General features: G+C 57.2%; 1 protein-coding gene. It reads left to right on the top strand.

Going from position 1 to position 1,176, the window contains the following annotated elements; all coding sequences use genetic code 11:
• The coding region (locus tag AC0N03_RS16740) for an ABC transporter ATP-binding protein/permease (RefSeq protein WP_474290048.1) at positions 1–1,176 on the top strand (1,176 nt) is incomplete at both ends.

Here is a 1,176-nt window from a genome sequence, read left to right on the forward strand (position 1 = left end):
GCTTATCCGGGCTGTCGAGGCCAAGAACGGAGCCGAAGCCAAGCTGCGTACCGAACTGACGGGCGTTCGTGAGAATGCCGAAATCATCGCGCTGGTTGGCGGGGACAATGACGAGCGCGCCAAGCTGGAAAGCAGCCTCGGCTTTGTGATCAGCAGATGGTACCGCGTTATAGTGCAGCAGGCGAACCTCACCTGGGTTCTGAACAGCAATGCGATCCTGGCTCCGGTCATCCCGCTGCTGCTGGCCGGGCCAAAATATCTTGATGGTTCGCTGACCCTTGGCAGCCTCATGCAGATAGCCACCGCATTCGTTCAGGTGCAGATGGCGTTGAGCTGGTTTGTCGACAATACGATCAGAATTGCCGAATGGCTGGCGTCGGCACTCAGGGTGATTGAACTGAACGAGGCCATGGACAAGCTTGACGTCACCATCGGGCGTGCGTCGCAGGACACGATAGAACTTGGCGACAGTTCCGATGGCGCCCTGCATCTTGTTCATCTCTATATCACCCAGCACGACGGCAAGCTGATGATTGATGACGCGGAAGTGGTTATTGCCAAGGGCGAGAAAGTGCTTGTCAAAGGCGATTCCGGTTCCGGCAAAAGCACCCTTATCCGGGCGATGGCAGGACTCTGGCCATGGGGTTCTGGCAAAATACTTCGTCCGCCGGGTGCTTCCGTCGCTTTCATGCCGCAACGTCCGTTTCTCCCGGATGGAAGCTTGCGCATGTGCCTGATGTATCCGGTCAATGCGAGATCGGTCAGCGACGAAACAATCATAGACACGCTGAAGCGATGCGGCCTTGCCCATCTCGCTGTCAGTCTGGATGAAGAAGCCCAGTGGAGCCATAAGTTGTCGGGAGGCGAGCAACAGCGGCTTGCCTTTGCCAGATTGCTGCTCAACCCGCCCGATATTGCCATTATGGATGAGGCAACATCCGCACTCGACGAGGAAGGGCAGGCCCGGATGATGGAATTCCTGCGCACGGATCTGGTCAATGCCATGGTTTTGAGCGTCGGGCATCGGCCGGGTCTCGAGCTGTATCACCAACGCGAGCTCAAGCTGTCCCGCCAACCGGGACAGAGCCAGTTTCATGCCACAAACCGCATGCTGCCGGTGGATGACGGCTTTTGGCAACATTTCATCGCCAGCCTGTTCGACGATAAGATTCCATA

Source organism: Methylocystis sp. sgz306128 (assembly GCF_056032725.1).